This is a genomic window from Streptomyces sp. CNT372 (assembly GCF_000377145.1).
On record NZ_KB897781.1, the window covers coordinates 299258 to 319498 of the forward strand.

Sequence of the window (20241 nt, forward strand, 5' to 3'; positions counted from 1 at the left end):
GCACGCCGAGACGGCCCCGCCGCGGACCAACCGCAGGGTCTCCGTCCAGCCCACCTCGTCCCGGTCCGCGCCCGGTCGCCGACGCCTTCGGCAAGCAGATCCTCAGGTGCGTCTGCAGGATCGGGGGTAGCAGGCCGGGGTGCCCGGTGGGCATGTGCGACGGACCACGACGGCGAAGGGTGGACATCGGCAGTGACGAGCGCGGACGCGGTCTTCGCCTGCATCGGAGTCGGAGCGCTGCTGGCGGCGGTGCTGCCACGGGTCCTGTCCGGGCGGCCGCTGTCGCTGCCGCTCGTCTTCCTGCTGTGCGGCATCGGCGTCTACCTGCTGCCCCTGCCGCTGCCTGTGATCGACCCGGTGCATGACCGCGTTGCAGCCGAGCATGTCACCGAGGTCGTGGTGATCATCTCGCTGATGGGCGCGGGGCTGGCTCTCAACCGGCCCGTCGGATGGCGCCGGTGGGGTTCGACCTGGCGGTTGCTGGGGGCCACCATGCCGTTGACGTTCCTGGTCACCGGTCTGGTGGCCTGGTGGCTGCTCGACTGGCCCCCGGCCGCCGCGTTGCTGCTGGGGGCGGTCCTGGCACCGACCGACCCCGTGCTCGCCGCCGAGGTGCGGGTCGGCGAACCCACGGACGAGGAACACGACGAGGACGAGGTGCGGTTCGCTCTCACCAGTGAGGCGGGCCTGAACGACGGACTCGCGTTTCCGCTGACGTACGCGGCCGTGGCGCTGGCCGCCGCCGCGGGCAGCGGCTGGTCGGCCGAGTGGATCGGTTCATGGGCCGCCCAGGACGTCGTGTACAAGTGCGGCATCGGCGCTCTGGGCGGACTCGTGACGGGGCGGCTGCTCGGCTGGCTGTTCTTCCGGACACGGTCCAGGGTGCTGAGGCTCTCGCGGCATCGGGAGGGCTTCGTCGTGCTGGGCGCCACGTTCCTGGCCTACGGAGTGACGGAGCTCGCCGGGGGCTACGGCTTTCTGGCCGTGTTCATCACCGGGTGCGCCGTCCGGTCCTCTGAGCGGGCCCACGGCTACCACAACGTTCTGCACGACTTCGCGGAGCAGGTCGAGCGCTTGCTGACCGCGGCCGTGCTGTTCCTGCTGGGGGCCTTCATCGCGCTGGGCGGCCTGTCGGCTCTCACCTGGCGCGGCGCGGCGGTCGCCGGCGTGGTGCTGCTGGTGATCCGGCCCCTGTCGGGGTGGGCCGCCTTGCTGAGGAGTCCGCTGGAGAGCAAGGAGCGCTGGGTGGTCGCGGCCTACGGCGTGCGGGGGATCGGCTCGTTGTACTACCTCTCCTACGCCCTGGGCCAACACGACTTCTTCGTTCCGGAACGGGAACTGTGGGCAGTGGTGACCTTCACCGTGCTGGCGTCAGTGGTCCTGCACGGGATCACCGCCGGCCCGGTCGTTGCCCGTCTCGACCGCACGCGGGACACCGGATCGGTGTAGCAGCCGCTGTGCGCCGCGTCCTCGGCAGCGCCGTACCGCGCCGGGACGGCCCGGGTGCCGGAGCCGTCGTTCCTCGGCGGCACGGGCGGACGGCTCCCGGCCGGGGTGTGAGGAGACGGGGAACGGGCACCGGTACCCGAGGACCGTGAGGGGCCGGACTGTCCGGGGCCCGGTGCCGTCGTGAGCCGCGCTCGCCGAGCCGGAGACTCCGCCCGGAACTGTCCACCGTGCGGCCGGACGGCCCGCGGGTTCCACTGGCACCTGAGCGGCCGCTCCCGTCGGAGGAGCGGCCGACACGAACGGTGAAGGAGACGGGACGATGCCCGCAGGTTCCAGCCCGAAGCGTGAACGGCAGTACGAGCACGTCAAGGACAGCGCGAAGAAGCGCGGAGAGTCCACCGAGCGGGCGAAGGAGATCGCGGCCCGCACCGTCAACAAGGAACGGGCCCGCAGCGGAGAGTCCGAGACCGCCTCGAGGACCTCGACCCGGGACCCGAAGTCCGCCTCCCAGCGCGGCGGCGAACGCTCCCACCGGGGGGCCCAGGGACCCACGAAGGACCAGCTCTACGAAGAGGCCAGGAAGAAGAACATCGAGGGCCGCTCCACCATGAACAAGCAGCAGCTCAAGCAGGCCCTCGGGCGCTGATCACCCCCCATGCCCCCAGGCCGGGCCGCGCCCGGCCGGCGAGGGAGGGCCCGGAGGGAACTGATCGCCCTGATCGCGTCTCCGGCGAGGCCGGGCCATGGTGACCGAGGGTGAGGCGCGCACGGCGTGTTCGGGCTGCTCGATCTCCTGGCCGACCGGGATGACGAGAGGGTGAAGGTCCAGGACGCACCGCGGGGCCGGCTCGGCCAGTGGCTGCCCGCCGCTCCCCGGGCCTGACCGCGGTGGGCCGGGGCCTGTCCCCGACGCAGGCCGCGCCGCGGAGGGCCGTCGCAGCCACCGGCCCGAAGACCGCCTCGACGCACTGGCGGGCCCCTTCTCGGGGCGGCGGGCCGGCGTGGCCGTGACCGTCGCCGGGCCGGGCGCCGGCGGCGAGCCCGGCCGGCGGGGCGCCGACCGCACTGGTACTGATCCTCGCCGCCGTCGGCCTCAAGCGGTTCTCCGTCCGGCGGGCTCGTGCGGTTCCCACGCCGCCGCGCAGAGGGACTCGGCGACGGCGGCCGTGTAGCGGGCGGCGGAGAGCCAGTGGGTGGCGAAGTCGTCGGTGTCGGCGGGGAGGAGGCGGCCGAAGAGGTCGCGTTCGCGCCTGGCCGCCGAGGCGCACAGGGCGGTCAGCAGGCCGGCGGCGGTGGGGAGGCCCGCGCGGCGGAGGCGGTGGGCGTCGGCCGTGACGTCGCCGAGCATGCCGAGGGCGGCGCGGCCCGCCGGGACCGTCTGTTCGACGCGGCGCTCCAGGAGGTGGAGGGGCGACTCCCCGCCGTGGCCGCCGGGTGGGGGCGGGGCGGGGTGGACGGGGGCGGACGGGTCGGGGAGGTCGGCGCGGCGCAAGCGGTCGAAACCGAGGTCGATCGTGCCCTCGCCGGTGGGGTGGGTACAGGCCAGCAGGGTGAGCCGGGGATGGAGGGCCGGCACCAGTCGGCCGATGATCCGCAGCCTGGCCCCCGGGGCCGTGGCCAGCAGCATCAGGTTGTCCCGGTGGGCCAGCGCGGGATCGTCGTCGGCGACCGCGAGCCGGACGCGGACCCCGCCCGCGCACTGCGCGAGCAGGCAGGTACCGCCCGACTCCCTGACGGCGCCGAGGAGTTCGACGTCCAGGAAGAGCAGATCGCTGCCGCCGCCGGCCGGATCCGCGTAGCGGGAGACGGACCGCAGGGCGCGGGCGGCCTGGTCGGCGGGCGGGGTGTCCCAGAGGGCGGCGAGCGGCGGCTCGGTCCAGGCCGCGCCCCGGGCGGTGACGGCCTTGACGCCCTTTCCGGCGCCGAGTCGGCCGTCCGGGGAGACGGTCGCGCCCGAGACCGCCAGGCCGGCGCGGCCCAGCTCCCGGTGGGTGAGGGCGGTGTCCCCGAGGCGCACGGCCCGGTCGGCCACGCCCAGGGCGCGCCCGGCGCCGCCGGGTGCCACGTCGCCGACCGTGCAGAGCCGGCCGTCCGGTCCGGCGACCCAGGTGCGGGCGCCGCCGTGTCCGGAGGCGGTGACCACGGGTTCGGTGAACAGGCCGTAGAGGCGCAGGGAGCCGTCCGGGGTGTACGGACGGCGGGCCCGGCCGCGGACGGCGGCCAGCTCCGCTCCGGTGGCCGTGCCCACCCGGTGGGCGGTGCCCAGGAGTTCGGCCAGGGCGGTGACCAGGTCGGCGGTGCGGTAGGACGGGTCCCCGGCGCGGGCCGCGCGCAGCAGGGTCACCACGGACAGCGCGGCGCCCGCGGGGCGCGGCAGCCGGCGGAGCCGGGCGGTGTGGGCGGCGCGCAGGAGGGCGGCCTGGGCGACGGCGCCTGCCCCGTCGACCCCGGCCTCCAGCACCGCGGTGCCCGCCGACCACAGGGCGCCGGCCGCCGCGCGCTGGTCCGGGCCCGCCACCTCGGGCGGGGAGTCGGCGTCCGGCGCGGGGGCGGGGTCCGCTGCGGGTTCCGTCGCGGCGGTGCCGCCAGAGGCCGTCGCGGGGGTGGAGGGTCTGCCGTCCGGGTCCGGGTCCGGGGCGGTCGGGGCGGCTTCGGGGGCCGCCGGGGGCGGGGCCTGGTCCGCCGCGGGGGCGGCGCAGGCGGCGGCGGCGCGGTGGACGCAGGCGGGGGCGAGGAGGCAGCCGCAGCTGATCGCCTCCACCGTCGCCACCACACCGCCCGGGGCGTGGAGGCGCAGCTCGGTCTCGTCGTCGACCGCGATCGTCACGGTGTCCCCGTCGCGGTGCGCCGGGCGGGCGACGAGCTTGGTGACCGCCGCGTCCAGCCGCTTGCGCAGCCGGGGCGAGAGGTCCTCCACCAGAGTGGCCGTGACCTCCGGTGCGACGGACGGCAACGGGGCGACGGACGGCAACTGGGCGGCGGACGGCAACTGGGCGGCGGTCATGCGGTCTTCTCCCCTATCCAGCGGGCCAGTTCGAGTGGGCTGAGGGCCGCCACGGGCATGCCGGCGGCCACGAGCTGCCCGGCGACGCCCGTCGAGTAGCGGGGCCGGCCGGCGTCGTCGAGACTCGCGCAGCCGAGGACATGGCTGCCGGTGGCCACCAGGGCCCGGACCTCGGCCAGGAGTCCGCCGAGCGGGGCGCCCTCCTCGAAGTCACTGATCACGACGACCAGGGTGCGGCTGGGCACCGTGATCAGGCCCCGGGCGTGCCGCAGGCCGGCGGCGATGTGCGTGCCGCCGCCCACGCTGACCTCCAGCAGGAGGGAAAGAGGGTCGTGCACATGCCCGGTGAGGTCGACGACCTCCGTGGAGAAGGCGAGGAAGTGGGTGCTCAAGGCGGGCACTCCGGCCAGCACGGAGGCGGTCAGCGCGGACCAGATCGTGGACGCCTCCATGGACCCGGAGACGTCGGTGACCAGGATCAGCCGCCAGTCGGCCGATCGGCGGGCGCGGCTGCGGAACACCGGCTTCTCGGGGACGACCAGGACCGTGCCGTCCTCCGCCCGGCGGGCGTTGGCCAGGTTGGCGCGCAGGGTGCGCGGCAGGTCGAGGCGGCCGCCGGGGCGGCGGGTGGGCCGGGCCAGCGCGGTGCCGGTGAGGGCGGGGCGGAGCCGGGTGGCGAGCTGGCGGGTCAGTTCGTCGACCAGGCGGCGGACCAGCGGCCGCAGCGCCGCGAGACGCGCCTCGGGCAGACCGCCCGCGTACCGCAGGACCGTCCGCAGGAGTTCCACGGAGGGGGTGGCGGCCGCCGGGTCGATTTCGGCGAGGACGTCCTGCCGGCCGGTCGCGGCAGCGACGGCGAGGACCTCCTCGCGGATACCGGGGCCGAAGAGCGCGGCCAGTTCCTCGGACCACTCGCGGGCGCCGGGGAACGACGGCTCGCGCCCGCCCCGGCCCCGGCTCCGACCGGGCGTGGGCAGGCCGCCGCGGGAGCCCTCGCCGCGGCCCGCGCCGTAGAGCTCGTCCAGGGCGGTGGCGAGCCGGGCCGCCCCGGGGGGCAGTTGGTCGGGACGCCGGCCGAGGACGAGCCGCCACCGGTCGGCGGGGGCGAGGGTCCGCGCGGGGCCGGGGTTCCGCGCGGAGGCGAGGGCCTGCGCGGGGGCGGGGTTCCGCGCGGGGGCGGGTTCGGTACCGGCCGCCGAAGGGGCGGCGGGGCCGGTGGCGGTGGGGGCTGCGGGGCTGGTGCCGCTGGGGGCGGCGGGCTCGGGAGCGGCCCCAAGGGGGGCGGCGAGTTGGGGGGCGGGCTCGGAGCCGGTCCCGGTGCGAGCGTCCTCGGTCGTGGCGGGGTGCGCCGGAGTCGCGGTGTGCGCCGGAGTGGCGGTGGCGGTGGCTGACTCGGTCGTGGCGGGGTGCGCCGGGGCGGCGGTGGTGTCCCCCGGCGGGCACGGCGCGGTGGACTGGGCCGTGGTCGGGGGCCGGTCGGCGTCACCCGGGGACGGGACGGGCAGGCCGAGGCCGGTCAGAAGGTCGCGGGCCGCGAGATCGGCGGCGGTGCGGCGGGCCAGTTCGGCCGGGTCGTCCGCGTCGAGGCTGCCCACCCGTACGCCCAGGCGCTCCTCGATGGTGTCCAGCAGCCGGTCCCGGGCGGCCGGGCTCAGGGTGTCGAAGCCGCCGCGCAGGGCGGGCAGCCGGGCCAGGAACGCGGTGTCGTCCAGCTCGACGACCCGGTGCAGCAGGGGATCCAGGGCGGCGACGCCGACGGTGAGGAGCGGGCCCGCCGCCGTCAGGACGCCGGTGAGGCGGGCGGTGAGGGCGGCCCGGGAGGCGCTGTCCACGGCTCCGTCCACCCAGGAGGCGACGCGCACGCCGAAGACCTCGGCCGCCTCGTGGCCCGTGAGGACCCGGACGGCTCCGGCGACCGCCGCGATCAGCGGGGTGCCGTCGGCGGTCAGGCGGGCGAGGGCGTCGGTGAGCCGGATTCCGCCCACCCGGTCGGCGCGCTGGGCCAGTTCGAGGAGCGCGCGGGCGTCCTCGGGCTCCTCGGAGCCGGTCAGGCCGTCGACCTGGCGCACCGCCGCGGAGGTCAGGAGTTCCGCCGCGTGCGCGGTGCGGGCGGCCAGGGTGGGGGCGGTCGGCCGAGGGTCGTCGGGGGTGCCGGGGCTCGACGGGTCCCGGGGAGTCGCCGCGCCGGGCAGGTGGCCCGCGTCGATACGGTCCAGGAGGTCGAGCCCGGCGAGGAGTTCGGGCAGGGTGCCGCTCGCGGGGAGTACGGCCGCCAGTTCCGTCAGCCGTTCGACGGTGAGGGCGGGGAGCCCGCACTCGGCGGCCTCCGTCAGGCCCCGGACGACCTGGGCGGCGGTCGGGCCGCCCGCCGCGCGTTCGGCCGCGTGCCGCTGCCGCAGCACTCCCTCGGCCGCCTGCGCCGGGGTGACACCGCGGGCCCCGGCCGCTGTCAGCATCGCTGCCGTCGCCGGGGTCCAGCGCACCTGCCAGCGCGTGGTGAGCCCTTCCGAGCCCGCGGCGCCGGTCACCTCCTGCTCCTGCGCATAGGGGATGCCGCACACCGCCAGCCTGCGCAGCAGGAGTTCGCGGCGGCGGTCCAGGGCGGAGCGCGCCGGGTCGAGCCGGAGGTCGCGCGGGCTCTTCTCGTGCGCGTCCGCCGGGCCGGGGAGGGAGAGAGCCCCGGTCTCGGCCTCCACGGCGGGTCCGAGGCCGCTGCGCGGGGCGGCGGGGGCGGGGCGGCCGGTACGGGTGCCGACGAGGACGCGTTCGAGCGCCTGGGCGACGGCGCGGCCCGTGCCGTAGGTCTCGCCGCGGCCGAGGACCGTCTGCACGGCCTCCAGGAGTTCGCCGCGGCCGGGGGCGGGCAGGTCACGCAGCCGGGCGAGGTCCCCGGCGACCCGCACGACCTCACTGCCGTCCGCCGGGCCGTAGGGGTGGCCCTGTTCGCGCAGGGCGGCGCAGACGCGGACGGCGGTGCGGACCAGCGCCTCGTGCAGCGCGGCCGGATCCCCGGCGGAGTCCAGGACGGTGTGCTGCCACTCCGGGTCCCGGATGCCGGCCGGGTAACCGGACCGGGAGTCGAGCAGGGGGTAGGTGTACGGGATCAGGGAGACGGTGCAGGCCGGGGCGTCGGTGTCCGCGTGCCGGGGCGCGTCGGGTGCGGGCGGGGCGGGTGTCCCGGCGGGCGCGGCGGAGGGCAGCAGCGCCGGGGCGTGGAAGGCACCCACCACCACGGCGGGCCGCCGCCCGTTCGCCAGGGCCTCGGCGACATGGGCGCGCATGCACGCCTCGCGGACGAGGTCCGTGGGGTCCACCCCGCCCCGCGCCTCGGCCTCGTGCCGCAGCGCCCAGCCGGTGAGGAGGGCGGCGCGGCGGAGTGCCTCGGGTGACGAGCCGGGGGCGGGGGCCTCCACCAGCCGGTCCCACAGGTCGTCGCCGTCGCGGCCGGTGAGCCGGGACCGGAGGGCGGCGGACAGCCCCTCCCCCGATGCGGGTGCCGAGTCGGCGTCCGGTGCGGGGGCGGACGGGGGCGCGGGCGCGTCCGGTGCGGGGGCGTCCGGTGCGGGGGCGTCCGGGCCGCCCCGCGCCCAGGCCCGGTCGGCCAGCGGCAGATCGCAGGCCACCGCCGGGATCCCGTGCCGTGCCGCCCAGCGCAGGGCGACCAGCTCGGGCGAGAAGTCCGCGAACGGGTAGAAGGCGGGTCCCCGTTCGCCCGCCGCGCCCTGGCCGTCGGCGGGCACGGCGGCCAGCGCGACCGGGGCAAGGGTCTCCTCGTGGGCGAGCCAGTCCAGCCAGGGCTGGAAATCGGCGGGCAGTTCGACGAGGAGGACATCTGGACCGGCCGCGTCCAGCAGGGCGGGGAGGGCGGCCGCGAGGGAGGGCGCGTGGTGGCGCACACCGATCAGGAACGGCAGCCCGGGCCCGGCCGCGGCGAGTGCCGCGGCGGCGGTTTCGGGGGTGACGGGCCCGGCCGTCGCGGGGCCCGCCGTCGGGCGGGTGGGCACCGGCTCAGCGGCGGATGGCTCGGCGCCCGGCCGCGCGTCGGGGCCGGACGGTGCGCCCGGGCTACCGGGCGGCGGCCCGGCGGGGGACGTGCCGTCGCCGGGCGGCGGCACGGCGGGGGGCCGGGTGGTGGGGGTGGGCGGCTGGCTCATGCGTCAGTTCTCCAGTACCCCGCGCAGGTCCCACAGCGCGCGCCAGGTGGCCGACCCCTGCTCGGCGCGGCGGCGCACCGGGCCGTCCCAGTACCCCAGCAGGCGGGCCGCGTCGGCGGGGTCGTCCTTGCGGACGACGCCGAGGAGGTGGCCGGGAAGCAGGGAGAGGACGTCCCGGTCGCCGGGGAAGTAGGCGGCGGCCAGGCCCAGGGAGCCCGCGACGGAGACCGCCTCCGCCGTGCTCATCACCGTGGACGGGCGTTCGACCTCCCAGCCCTCCACGGAGCGGCCCTCGCGCAGGTCGCGGAAGGCGGTGACGAGGGCTTCGAGGACCGCGTCGTCCACCTGGTACGCCGCGCCCGCGCGTTCGACGGCGGCCCGCGACTGGCGCCTGACGAGGGCGGTCTCGGCGTCCACGTCCCCGATCGGGCCCACCGTCTCGAAGTTGAACCGCCGCTTCAGCGCGGCGGACATCTCCGAGACGCCCTTGTCCCGCAGGTTGGCGGTGGCGATGAGGGTGAAGCCGGGGGCCGCGTGCACCTGGGCACTCTCGCCGCCCGCGAGTTCGGGGACCGCGATCCGCCGCTCGGAGAGGAGGGAGACGAGCGCGTCCTGGACCTCCGGCAGGCAGCGGGTGACCTCCTCGACGCGGGCGACCGCGCCCCGGGTCATGGCGGTGAGCACCGGGGAGGGCACCAGCGCCTGTTCGGTGGGGCCCTGGGCGAGGAGCAGCGCGTAGTTCCAGCCGTACTTGAGCTGGTCCTCTGTGGTGCCCGCGGTGCCCTGCACGGTGAGCGCGCTGGTGCCGCAGACGGCCGCCGACAGCAGCTCGGAGAGCATCGACTTGGCGGTGCCGGGTTCGCCCACGAGCAGCAGTCCGCGCTCGCCCGCGAGGGTGACCACGCACCGTTCGACCAGGGCGCGCTCGCCGACGAACTTCTGCTCGATCACCAGGCGGCGGGGTACTCCGGCGCCGGGGCGGGCGCCCTTCGGCAGGCCCAGCGCCTCGCCCGCGCTGCCCATCACGAAGGTGACGACGGCGCGCGGGGTGAGCAGCCAGCCGGGCGGGCGCGGCCCGGCGTCATGGGCGGCGAGGAAGGCCAGTTCGGTGGCGTACCGGTCCTCGGGCGGGGTGACCTGGCGGTGCTCCCGGCCGGGCGCTGCCGCCTGGGCCGGGACGCCGTCCGCGGTGGTGCCGTCCGCGGTGGTGCCGTCCGCGGTGGTGCTGTCCATGGTGGTGCTGGTGGTGGTGTCGCTCATCGGCGGCGGCCCTTCCGGGGTGCGCGGGTGTCCAGTTCTTCGTAGGCGGGGGCGTCGCCGCCGCGGACCCGTGCCCAGGCGGCTGCGAACAGCTCGGGTACGGGGAGGTGGGGCAGGATCCGGACGCCTCCGGACGCCGCGTACAGACCTTCCTTCCAGGTCTCCAACGGCAGCGCGGGGGCGCTGCGTTCCGTCCAGCCGCAGGGGAGGAAGAGGGTGCGGCCGGCGCGGGCCCGCTTGGCCTCCACGACGAGGGCGGTGGCGGCGAGTTCCGCACGGGCCTTCTTGACGCGGGCCGGCTTCCACCCCGTCCAGCGGACGCAGTTGCGGTCCGTCGGGTCGGGCAGGGCGAGCAGCATCAGGTACAGGGCGGCGGCGTCCGCGCCCAGGCCGAGGGTCTCGGCCGCCTCCGCCACCAGGTCCGGCACCGCGCGGGTCGGGTCCTGGGCCGGGTAGGGCGGGGTGGTGTCGGAGTGCGGCGCGCCGTCCGCGTGCGGGACGCCGTCGGCCGGGCGGGAGGCGTCGGGGAGGCCCGCCGAGACCAGCGCGTCGGTCCGCTCGTCCAGCAGGGCCCGCAGGGCGAAAAGATCGCCGGTGGCATAGCCGCCGAAGGTGCCCTCGACGAGGCCGAAGGCCGGGTCCTCGGGCCCCGTCAGACCGGCCGGGCGGATCAGCAGCTTCTCCATGCTGCCGTGGGCGGGTGCGAGGAGCAGCGCCGTGCCGGCCCGGACGAGTCCGTCGGCGTCCGCCCCGCCGGTCTCGGGGAGCCCGTGCGCGGCGCGGATCGCGGGGCCGGCCGCCTGCCCCGACTCGGTCCAGTCCAGGCCGAGTTCGAGCACCAGGGCCGGGTCGGCGAGGCGGTCGCGCAGGGCCGCGAGGCCGATGGGCAGGTGCGCCCGCAGGGGGTGCCCGTACGGCAGCGTGTAGGCGAGGGTGTGCAGCGCCGTGAGGGCCGAGGCGATCTGGCCGCGCGCGGCCACCCGGAGCAGACCCGGGCGGCCGGTGCCGTCCGCGACCTCGGTGCCGTGGGAGAGCCAGGACCGGGAGCCCGCGTTGAGGACCAGGTCGAGTGCGCCGTGGGTGGTGCCCGAGAGGTCCGGGTCCAGTTCCTCGGGGACGCGGACGAGGGAGCCCAGGTGCTTCTCCCAGACCTCGGCGGCGCCCTGGACGTCCGGGCCCGTGGTCCACAGTTCGGCAGGGTCCGCGGGGAGCAGGGCCCGGGTCAGGGCGTGCCGCGCGCCGCGGGGCAGGGCGTCCAGGGCGGCCCGGGCCGCCTCGAAGGCCCGGGTCTTCGCGCCGAGCAGGGCCAGCGCCTCGGCGCCCGGCTCCTCGACGGCGGCCGACAGCAGGGCGGCGGACTGGAGCGGCCCGATTCCGGTGGCCGTGTGGAAGGCCTCGGCGGACTCCGGACGCCAGGGGGCCGGGCCCTGCTCCCGGACCAGGGTGGTGAGCCGGGTGAGACGGTCGCGGGCGATGCCCTGCCGGTGGACGTGCTCGTGGTCCAGGGTGAAGCCGGCGACGGGGCCGAAGGCGCCGGTCGGGTCGTGGTCCAGGGCGAGCCAGCGGGCCGCGTCGTCGCGGGAGTTGCGGCCGCGGTCGGCGATGACCACGACGGTGCGGGGCCCCTTGCGGAACACCTGGCCGAGGCGGGGCACTGCCTCGTGCCGACCTTGCCCGGGCGTGCCGCCGAACGGCTCGACGAGCTCCACCTGCCGGACGGTGCCCGCCGGGTCGGCCAGCGGGCCGGCCGCAAGGGTGTCCAGCAGTTCCAGGAGTCCGGCGCGGTGCTCGGGTGAGGTGGCCGCCGAGGCGGCGCGGTAGGCGACTTCGGGGAGCTTGTCGAGGAGAAAGGTCCAGGACATGCCGCCGCCGGGCACGGTGCGCTCGTCCCGCCGCCAGCCGTCCGCGGGGGTGTACGGGGCCTTGGACGGCGCGGCCGGGCCGAACGCCGCCTCGCCGCCGAGGACATGGTTGACGGCGAGGATCTGGCGGACGGTGGCCCACCGGTGCCCGCCTCCCCACCAGCCGCCGTAGACGCGCTCCGAGCCCCAGGCGGTGGCGTCCCGCAGGGTCGTGTCGTCGGCGTGCTCGGGGGCGTGGTCGAAGAACATGCCCTGGGTGTGCGCGGTGTTGCGGGGGGTGGCGGGCTGCGCGGGCTCGGGCGGTTCCACGTAGCGGGCGACGGCGGCGGCCCGGTCCACCGCGTTCCGGACGAGCGCGGTGACACCGGCCAGGAGCCGGGCGTCGGACACCTCGGGCAGGACCTCGGCGACGGCCTGCTCGCTCAGTTCGCGCGAGGAGGGCCCGGTGTACTCCTTGACGGCCCGGAACGCCTCCAGGTGCCGGGCGACCGCGGCGGCGACCTCCTTGACGAGCTCCCCCGCCCGGGCGTCGGTCAGGTTCCGCAGGGCGGCCGAACCGCGCTCGTCCCTCGGGCGCAGAGCGTGCCAGTAGGCGACGGGCGGCACATAGGGGGTGCCGGCCGCGTCGTTGCCGCCGGAGGAGTCGGGGGTGACGGACCACAGGCTGCCTCCGGTGCCGTCCGTGTCCGCCGGGTGGGCCTCGACGGACCGGTGGTGCCGGGCCATGACGGGCCGTGATCCGCCGGGCAGGGCGAGGGCCCCGAGCGGCACCGGGGAGCCGCCGCCGGGCAGCGGGTCCGGCAGGGTCACCGTGTGCCCGTCGGGGGTGCCGGCGACGATCCGGTGCCCGTCGGCGGGGGCTGCGGTGCCGGGCTCGGTGACGGTGCGGCGGACCCAGCGGCCCAGCACCGTGCCGTCCGTGCCGAACGGGGTGGACTCCAGGCCGGGCTGGAGGGGCAGCACCTGGCAGTGCCTGGTGAGCAGACGGGTGCCGTCCTGGACGCCGGAACGGAGGAAGGCGGGCAGGGAGGCGCGGCCGTGTGTGCCGGTGGCCGGGTCGTACTCCAGCCACACCCGCTGCCGGCCCTGGTGTCCGTCGCGCCAGTGGCCGGTGCCGTCGGAGAGGACGGCGCGCTGCGGCGGGAGGGAGGTGTCGCCGGCGTGCAGGGCCTTGCCGCCGGTGGCGCGGCCGCCGCCGGGCAGCGGCAGACAGACCTCGTCCGAGGGGCCGGAGCCGCCCCACCGGGGGATCTGCTCGCCGCCGACGGTGAACACCTCGGCGGGACGGTGCGACCAGTAGCCGCGCTGCTTGCCGTCCTCCCACCAGATGACCAGCAACTCGCCGTCGACGTATCGGAAGGCGGGCGTCCGCCACTGGTCGGCGGTGGTGGGCAGCCGCAGGGTGTGCCGCAGCAGGACGCCCTCCGGGCCGACGACGACGGCGCGTTCGAGGGTGTTCAGGATCAGGGCGGGCCAGGCGCCGGTGACGCCGACGCTGTCCGAGCGGTGGTTCCTCCGGCGCGTGGCGGCCGCGGCCTCCGCGGCCAGTTCGGCGTAGGTCTCGTCGAGCGCGGGCCAACCCAGTTCGTCGAGGAGGCCGGTGCGCAGGGTGGCCCCGAGCAGGGGCACGACGTCATGGCCTCTGAGGAGCCGCACGGCCTTGGGGGCGACCTCGCCGGCCACGGTCCAGTACGCCGACATTTTGTTCAGGGCGGCATGCAGCCCGGGGAGCCCCCGGGCGGCCGTGTACTCCTCGGCGCGGGCGGTCAGCCACTCCCGCAGGACGGCGGAGAGCACCGGGTGGGCGGCGAGCTTCGCCATGCCGGCGTCGCTCAGCCGCCGGTGGTGGCCGCCGCCGAGCTCGCCGACGGTCCGGCTCAGCAGGGCGCGGAAGACGGGCCGTTCGGCGAGGGCGGTGAGCTCCCGGGCGCCGGACGCGGTGTCGGCGAGCCAGCTGCCCAGGGGGACGACGGGGGGCCGCGCGGTGTCCGGGCCGCCCCCGTCGCCGGGCTCGGCGACGGGGACGCCGGAGGCCAGGCAGAGGTCGAGGAGGTCCAGGTCGGCGGTGCGCTGCCAGCGGCCCTGGAACAGTTCGACGGGGCGCCCGTCGGCGCACAGCCGGGCGGTCATCCGGGCGGCCAGGGCGAGGGTCTCCGGGCTGCGGTCCGCGGTGGCCCGGTTGCGCCGGCGGTGTGCCTCCCAGCGGGCGAGCCAGTCCGCCGGGGAGACCGCGGCGTCGTCGGCCGAGCCGGTCTCCGGGAGGGCGGTCAGCAGTTCCTCGGCGCCGGATTCGGCCAGCAGCGCGAGCCAGCCGCGCTCGCCGTCCGCGTCCGTGGCGCCGCTCTCGGTGAAGGTCTCCGGGAAGAAGCCGAGGAGCCGGGCGCGGACGGCCGGTTCACGGCGGGCGAGGGCGACGAGGGCGGGGCGGTAGGCCGTCCAGAACGAGGCGGGGGCGCGGACGACTCCCGGGGAGCCGATCAGGTCGGCCACCAGCTCGCTTTCGGCGGCGTCCCGGTCCAGCCCGGCGGCCTTGACCAGCGCGCGCACGTCCTGTGGCAGGGCCGCGTACGGCGGCATGCCCGCGGCACAGCGCTCGACCAGCAGCCGGCGGAACTGGGCCCAGGCGTCCGCCGGGGCGAGCCGGGCCACCAGGTCGCGCACGTACTGCCGCAGCGCCTTGACGGTCAGCGCGCCGGCGAAGGCGAACTCCAGGAAGACGGACCGTTGGCGGTCCTCGTCCACGGCCAGGCCGTGGACCCGCTCGGCCTCACGGGCCTTGCCGAAGAAGGAGGCGGCGTACGTGGTGTTCTCGGCCTGGAGGAAGAGACGTGCCACCTGCTCGTAGTAGGTGGGGAGGAAGTGGGGGACAGCGCGGCCGAGGCGGGTGCCGAGGGCGTCGAAGCCCTCCTTGGCCGCTCCGGCGCGGGTCCTGGCCTGGCGGCCGAGGCGCTCGATGTCCTTGACGAGGGCCAGGGCGTGGTGGCCGTTGGCCGGGTCGTTGACCAGGGCCCAGGCGGGGAAGCCCAGCGTCTCGCGGCGCACCTGGCCCACGGTGGGGGCCTCGGCGGTCCGGGCCAGCCCGAGGAACTCCAGGGCCAGGTCCTCGGCTTCGCCGAGGGTGCCCGGGACCAGCCGGACCACGAGCCGGTCGCCGAGGGCGGTGTGCGTGTAGGTGCGGGCGGTCAGCGTGTCGGCGTCGTCCCGGCCGGTGGTGCCGGCCGGGAGGATCGCGCCCGCGTCCAGGAGGGCCGCGGCGCGGGCGTCGGCGGCGGGGGTGGCGGTGGCCGCGCCCCGGGCCGACTGGGCGGGGAGGGTCGCGGCGCCCGCCGCGAGCTCGGTGTTCGCGACGCTGTTCACGTCGCTGTTCGCGACGGAGTGCGTGCCGGTGTCCGCGAGGGGGTTCGTGCCGGTGTTCGTCGTGGTGCTCATGCCGCTCGCTCCTCGTCCGCCACGTCGCGGCCGGCGTAGAGCGCCGCCGCCATGCGCATGCCCTCGGACCACGCGACCGGGCCGACCTCCGCGGCCGTCAGCGTGCGCCCGGCGGGGTCCGTCCAGCCCAGGGGACCCGTCTCGGTGCCGTACTCGTCGTATCCGTCGTGCTCGCCGATCCAGATGCGGGCCTCCACGCCGGCGCCGTCCTCGACGACCGGGCAGACCGCGTATCCGCCGCGCGAGCGGTATCCGAGCTGGGTGACGCGGCCGTGCAGGAACCGCAGTTCCTTGAACACGCCGCCGGCGTAGGTGTCCACGGACCTGGTGTCGGGGGCGAGGCCCGGCGGCCGGCGCCACACCTCGCGGAACAGCTGCTCCACCTGCTGGCTCACCCCCAGCTCGACCGCGAACTCGCGCAGCTCGTCGAGGTCGTCGAGGAGGACGGGGTGGGGCAGGCTGACGACGTCCGGGGTGATGCGGACGGTGTCGCCGTCCAGGTCGACGAGGCCGAGACCGCGGTCGGGGTCGACATCGCGCAGGAATCCGGCGACCCCGCCGCCGGTGCCGGTGACCACGACGTCCCGCAGGGCGGCCTGCCACGCCGGGTCGGGCCAGACCCGGGCGAGGACCGCCGTGGGGACGGGCAGCGAACGCACCATCCACTGCTCGACATCGGTCAGGCACCGGCGTTCGTGCCGCTCCAGCCACTCGGTGAGCTGCCGGAGCCCGACGACCGCCGGGTCGTCCTTCAGTTTGGCCGGGACGGACTTCAGCCGCCGGCCCTTCCCGTTGCGGCAGACCACCTTGCCCGCCTCCAGGGCGACTTCGTAGTCACCCGCCGATACCCACCCCATGCGCTGTTCTCCCCGTTGTTCCGTACCGCGCCGCCGGACCGGCGGCAGGCTGATGAGACCCGCCGGTGGCAACGCACCGTGACGAGTGGAAGAGACTCTAGGCGCACCCTGTGACAATCGGTCCCGGCCGCGTCCGCTTCCCCGTGCGGCCCGGCCCTGGAGGAAGGACGCCACCGTGCCCCACCGCCCCGCAGACCACGCCGAGACCGCTTGCTCCGGAGGGGAGTTGCCCGAACCGAGGAGGGTGCTGGTGACCGGGGCCTCGCGCGGTATCGGCCGGGCGGTGGCGGTGGCCTTCGCCGGGGCGGGCGAGCGGGTGGCCGTGCACTACGCGGCCCGCCGCGAGGACGCCGAGGAGACCCTCCGGCTGCTGTCCGGGGCGGGCCATGTCCTCGTCGGCGGCGACCTCGGGGAGGCCGGCGGTCCCGAGCGGGTGGCGGCGGAGGCGCTGGCGGGGCTGGGCCGGATCGACGTCCTGGTGAACAACGCGGCCGTCGCCCCGGCCGAGGCCAACCGCCACCCGGTGGACACCACCTCCCTGGCGGACTGGCGGGCGGCCTGGCGGCACATGATCGACGTGAATCTGCTCGGCGCCGCCGATCTGACCTGGGCCGTCGCCCGCCATCTGATCGACCGCGGGGCGGCCGGACACATCGTCAACGTCGGCTCGCGCGGCGCGTTCCGGGGCGAACCGGAGTACCCGGCCTATGGCGCCGGCAAGGCCGCCCTGCACGCGTTCGGGCAGTCGATGGCGGTCGCCCTCGCCCCGTACGGCATCAGCGTCACGGCGGTGGCGCCGGGTTTCGTCGCCACCGACCGCCAGCACGCCCGGCTGGACGGGCCGGATGGGGACGCCCTGCGCGGGCAGAGCCCGTTCGGCCGGGTCGGCACCCCCGAGGAGGTGGCCGCCGCCGTCCGGTTCCTGGCTTCCCCGGAGGGGACCTGGGCCTCGGGCACGGTCCTCGACCTCAACGGCGCCTCGCATCTGCGCACCTGAGACGGCGGGACGCGCCCCTTCCCCCTCCACGGAGTCCGCGGGGCCATGCTCCTTCCTCGCCACTCCTGCGGCCGGGGATCTGCGTCTGGACGACATGGAGTTGGCGCCCTGGACACGTCGGCCGGGACACAGTCGGCCGGACACGGCCCACCCGGGCGCCGCCGAGGGCGGTCCACCCCTGGAAGACGGTGACCGGCGCCCGGGCGTTCGTCGAGGTGGCGGACCGTGGTCCCGGGCTGGGCGTCGCGCAGGCGCGGCAGGTCGTGGACCGCTTCTACCGTGCCGACCCCTCCCGTACCCGCGCCACCGAACTCCCCGGCGGACGCCGTGAGGAGGGCTCCGGTCTCGGCCCCGCGATCGTCGCGGCGGTCGCGAAGGCGCACGGGGGCGAGGCCGAGGTGGACCCCGGACCGGGGAAGGGCGCGACGTTCCGGGTCCTGCTGCCGACGGGCGACGACGCTCTTCCGGCGGGCCGCCGACCGCCGACCGCCGACCGCCGAGCACGACGGGATGGCCGAGGGGCTGGTCGTACGCGGTGGCGCTCACTGCCCCGGCGTTCCGGGGCTTCGCCCGCGAGGACGTGCTGTCGTGAGCCGTCCGCGCAGGACACGGACACAGGACACGGACACAGGACACGGGACACGAAGCACGGGACGCACGGACCGGCCGGGAGACGCGGAGACGTCTCCCGGCCGGTGAGCGGCGTCGGCCGCCGCGGCCCGCGTTCAGAGCCCGCGGCGACCGCTCCCCGGAACCGCACGTCAACCGCGCCCATACCGAACTGCCGCAACTGCGGGACGTGCACGAGCGGTTGCGCAGGGTGGCGCCGCGTGGCTGCCCGCACTGGAGGACCCGCGCGGCTGGCTCGCCGGGCACGGCTGGACGGCGACGGTCACCCCGCAGTGGGAGGGCCGCCCGGCACGGCCGCCCGGTCCCGGAACTGACGGATCCCGAGCGGGCGGGCGCGGCCCGGATGTGGCTGGCGGAGGCGGTCCGGGAAACACCCGCCCGGCACCCGAAAGCACATGAATCGTCACCTTTCACCCATTGACCCGGCGACGGGAGAGGCGTTCCATGGAGATAAAGGACACATAAGGCTGCTGGCAGGAGGCGGCCCACCATGACCACCCGTACCGACATCGAACAACACCCGGACGTGGCCGAGATGCGGTCCCGCTTCGAGCGGGCGACATCGAACCCGAGGGCACAGTCCGTCGAAGCACTGGCGCTGCTCACCGGCGTCTACCTGGCGGCGTCCCCCTGGATCGCCGGGTTCAGCGGCCTGACCACTCTGGCCGTGACCAACCTGATCCTCGGCATCGCGTACTGCGTCTGCATGGGCGGCTTCGCCTCCGCCTACGAGCGCACCCACGCGATGGCCTGGGCCGCGTGCGCGATCGGCGCGTTCACGATCCTCTCGCCGTGGATCGTGTCCGGAGCCGTCGACACGACCCGCACCATCGTCAACAACGTGATCGTCGGCGCCGTGGCACTGCTCTGCGGTCTCGCGATGATGGCGGTGGGTGGCCGCGACCGGCCGTCCGCGTCCGTCGGCCCGTCCTCGATGAGCTGACCCCGTCGCACGACGCCACGGGCTCCCGGGCACCCCGGGGGCCCGTGGCGTGCGCCGGGACACCCGGGACGGCGGCCGCTCAGGGTGCCACGGAGGGGGCGTCGCCCTTGAGGCGTTCCAGGTCGTCCGGCCGCACCTGGATGACCAGCAGCGCGATCAGCGCGGCGACCACGGCGAAGCAGGCCGCCACCACGAAGGCGGCCGAGACGCCCGAGCTGAGGATCTGGTCGGCCCAGGGCGGCGGGAGCTGCCCGGTCTGCTCGAAGGCGAGCCGCTGGGCGGGGGTGGCCTGCGCGAGGAAGGCCGGGACCAGGTCCTCGCCCCTGTCGGCGCTCGCCGTGCCGAAGGCGGTGACCAGGATCGACAGGCCCAGTGACCCGCCGACCTGCTGGGTGGCGTTGAGCAGCCCGGACGCGGCGCCCGACTCGTGGACGGGCACCCGGGAGAGGGCCATCAGCGTCAGGGAGACGAACTGGAGGCCCATGCCGAGGCCGAAGACCAGCATCGGTCCGAGGATGCTGCCCGCATAGGTGGAGTCGACGTCGGTCAGCGTCAGCCAGCCGAGGCCGACGGCCGCCAGCAGGGCGCCGGTGACCATGAAGGGTTTCGGCCCGTACTTCGGCAGGAGTTGCGAAGCCGTGGCCGCGCCGATCGCGATGACCACACTCACCGGCAGGAAGGCGAGGCCCGCCCGCAGCGGAGTGAAGTCCAGCACGTCCTGGACGAACAGGGTCAGGAAGAAGAACATCCCGAACAACGCCGCCGCCAGGCAGAGCATGATGCCGTAGGTGCCCGCGCGGTTGCGGTCGGCGAACATGTGCAGCGGGGTGATGGGCTGCCGGGAGCGGCGTTCGACGGTGATGAAGGCGGCCAGCATGATCACGGCGACGCCGAATGAGATCAGGGTCAGCGGGTCCCGCCAGCCGTCCTGCCCGGCCCGGATGAAGCCGTACACCAGGGAGGCCATGCCAAGGGTGGAGGTGAGGGCGCCCAGGATGTCGAAGTGGCCCGGGTGGCGTTCGGACTCCTTGATGTAGCGGGGCGTGGCCAGGATGATCAGCAGGCCGATCGGCACGTTGACGAAGAACACCCAGCGCCAGTCGAGCCATTCGACGAGCATCCCGCCCGCCAGCAGTCCGATCGCGCCGCCGCCCGCCGACACCGCGGCGAAGACGCCGAATGCCCGGTTCCGCTCCGGGCCCTCCTTGAAGGTGGTGGTGATCAGGGCCAGCGAGGTCGGCGAGGCGATCGCCCCGCCGACGCCCTGGAGGGCGCGCGCGGCGAGGAGTTGGCCGACGTTCTGGGCGAGCCCGCCGAGCAGGGAGGCGATGACGAAGAGCAGCACGCCGAAGATGAACACCCGCCGCCGGCCGAGGAGGTCACCGGCCCGGCCGCCGAGCAGCAGCAGCCCGCCGAAGGTGAGCGTGTAGGCACTGACCACCCAGGACAGACCGGTGGTGGAGAAGTCCAGCGAGGTCTGGATGTGCGGAAGGGCGATGTTCACGATGGTGATGTCGAGAACCACCATGAGCTGGCAGGAGGCGATGACCAGAAGGGCCATTCCGTGCCCGCCGCCCTTGCCGGGAGCGGAAGCGTGCGTCGCGGAAACGGGCTGCTGCGGAGTCGTCATGACGCATCGTGCCTCGGTGCCGGATG

The 20241-nt window shown here is 76.2% G+C and carries 11 protein-coding genes; 5 read left to right on the forward strand and 6 right to left on the reverse strand.

The window, feature by feature from the left end:
- The first annotated feature begins 192 nt into the window (after positions 1–192).
- A complete protein-coding gene (locus C593_RS0114180) occupies positions 193–1449 on the forward strand; it encodes a cation:proton antiporter domain-containing protein (protein WP_018847957.1) in 1257 nt (418 codons plus the stop codon).
- 319 nt (positions 1450–1768) lie between these two features.
- A complete protein-coding gene (locus C593_RS0114185) occupies positions 1769–2095 on the forward strand; it encodes a hypothetical protein (protein WP_018847958.1) in 327 nt (108 codons plus the stop codon).
- 447 nt (positions 2096–2542) lie between these two features.
- Here the strand turns inward: C593_RS0114185 and C593_RS0114195 are convergent, their stop codons facing one another.
- The 5 genes from C593_RS0114195 to C593_RS0114215 are packed head-to-tail and all read right to left on the reverse strand — an operon-like array spanning position 2543 to position 16015.
- Positions 2543–4453, reverse strand: a complete 1911-nt coding sequence (locus C593_RS0114195; RefSeq protein ID WP_018847960.1) for a hypothetical protein — start codon at positions 4451–4453, stop codon at positions 2543–2545.
- Complete coding sequence (locus C593_RS0114200; RefSeq protein WP_018847961.1) at positions 4450–8607, reverse strand: DUF5682 family protein; 4158 nt, start codon at positions 8605–8607, stop codon at positions 4450–4452. Before C593_RS0114200 ends, C593_RS0114195 begins: the two co-directional genes overlap by 4 nt.
- A 3-nt stretch (positions 8608–8610) precedes the next feature.
- A complete protein-coding gene (locus C593_RS0114205) occupies positions 8611–9867 on the reverse strand; it encodes an ATP-binding protein (RefSeq protein ID WP_018847962.1) in 1257 nt (418 codons plus the stop codon).
- Positions 9864–15158 carry a hypothetical protein gene (locus tag C593_RS0114210; RefSeq protein ID WP_018847963.1) on the reverse strand — a complete coding sequence of 1765 codons (5295 nt, stop codon included), beginning with the start codon at positions 15156–15158 and terminating at the stop codon, positions 9864–9866. The genes C593_RS0114205 and C593_RS0114210 overlap by 4 nt, the downstream gene beginning before the upstream one ends.
- Positions 15155–16015 carry a DUF4132 domain-containing protein gene (locus C593_RS0114215; protein ID WP_018847964.1) on the reverse strand — a complete coding sequence of 287 codons (861 nt, stop codon included), beginning with the start codon at positions 16013–16015 and terminating at the stop codon, positions 15155–15157. The genes C593_RS0114210 and C593_RS0114215 overlap by 4 nt, the downstream gene beginning before the upstream one ends.
- Positions 16016–16265: 250 nt before the next feature.
- On the opposite strand from C593_RS0114215, the gene C593_RS0114220 reads away from it, so the two are divergent.
- From C593_RS0114220 to C593_RS0114225, 3 genes are all read left to right on the forward strand, one after another.
- A complete protein-coding gene (locus C593_RS0114220; RefSeq protein WP_018847965.1) occupies positions 16266–17012 on the forward strand; it encodes an SDR family oxidoreductase in 747 nt (248 codons plus the stop codon).
- Positions 17013–17200: 188 nt separating this feature from the next.
- Positions 17201–17956, forward strand: coding sequence for an ATP-binding protein (locus tag C593_RS33770; RefSeq protein WP_486591128.1), 756 nt, complete (start codon positions 17201–17203; stop codon positions 17954–17956).
- Between the two features lie 176 nt (positions 17957–18132).
- Positions 18133–18585, forward strand: coding sequence for an SPW repeat protein (locus tag C593_RS0114225; RefSeq protein WP_018847966.1), 453 nt, complete (start codon positions 18133–18135; stop codon positions 18583–18585).
- A 79-nt stretch (positions 18586–18664) separates the two neighbouring features.
- Here C593_RS0114225 and C593_RS0114230 read toward each other — a convergent pair whose 3' ends face one another.
- Positions 18665–20146, reverse strand: coding sequence for a DHA2 family efflux MFS transporter permease subunit (locus C593_RS0114230; protein ID WP_018847967.1), 1482 nt, complete (start codon positions 20144–20146; stop codon positions 18665–18667).
- Positions 20147–20241 lie beyond the last annotated feature (95 nt).